Raw genomic sequence first — 1034 nt, 5'->3', positions numbered from 1 at the left:
TACATCGAAATCTGGTACAACCTCAAACACCTTCACTCGGCAGTGGGTTACCGCCCCCCACGCGAAGTCCACGCTGAATTCGAAGAGTTGCGACTCGCCGCATGAATTGATCGGTCACATCCTTGTCCGAGAAGCGCGAGGCCCCTCACTCTTCGCCGCCCTGGGCAGCCTGGACTGGGAGAACACTCCACTCGCCCACGAGAGGACCGAACGCAACCGGGGCCGCACCGAGACACGGACCCTCAAGGACCTGCCCGTGCCCGAACAGGCCGACTTCCCTCACGCGGTGCGGGCCGTGCTCATCGAGCGCACCACCACCGGCCGGGGCGACGGAAAGCTCCACTGCTATGCCGAACTCGGCATCACCAGTGCTCCCACGGCCACCGCGAGCCTCACCGATCTGCGTCGGATCGCCCGCGACCACTGGAGAGTTGAAGCCATGCACCACGTCAGGGGCGTCACCTACGACGAGGACGACCGCTCTGGCCCGATTACCCAGCGCGACGGGCACGATCGGTGGCGGCTCAGCCGCCACCGATCGTTTTGCGCATCCTACGCAGCGCTTGGGCCGACGTCGGTCGCGCTGAGCGGGGCTCGCGTGACAGCGGACGACGACCGCTCGTCAGCGCCGACATCGACGACGCCGATGCGGGCCTGGCCGTCCATGTCGTCGGTCACGAACGCGTAGCCGTCGGTGCCGGTGTCGATCGCCGGGCTTCCCGCACCGATCCGGTGCACCGGTCCGTCGGGGGCCAGTAGCGGATCGATCGTCCTGACGGCGTCGGAGGGTGCGGTGACGCCGACGGTCGCCGATCCGGTCGGCCACGCGATGTTGCCGGCGTAGGTCATGTCCACTGGCGCCATGAGCTCGTTGAACAGCTTGCCCTGGTTTCCTGTGACCACATTGTTGGCGATGATCGAGTCGACCGGCGCGAGCTTGTACTGATCTTTAATGCGTGAGGTAGCAAGGTCACGTTGGGGTCGGACCCATGGTCAGGCCGGTCTCGGTGAGGCAGCCGTCGATGAGGTGCGGG

General features: G+C 66.2%; 1 protein-coding gene. It reads right to left on the bottom strand.

What is annotated here, in order from left to right:
* Positions 1-552: 552 nt before the first annotated feature.
* On the bottom strand, positions 553-903 hold the full coding sequence (locus tag ACWD3C_RS48760; RefSeq protein ID WP_451155303.1) for a choice-of-anchor Q domain-containing protein: 351 nt from the start codon (positions 901-903) through the stop codon (positions 553-555).
* Positions 904-1034: the final 131 nt, after the last annotated feature.

It is taken from the genome of Streptomyces sp. NPDC002845 (genome assembly GCF_053591955.1).
This window is presented reverse-complemented; position numbering and strand designations above follow the sequence as displayed.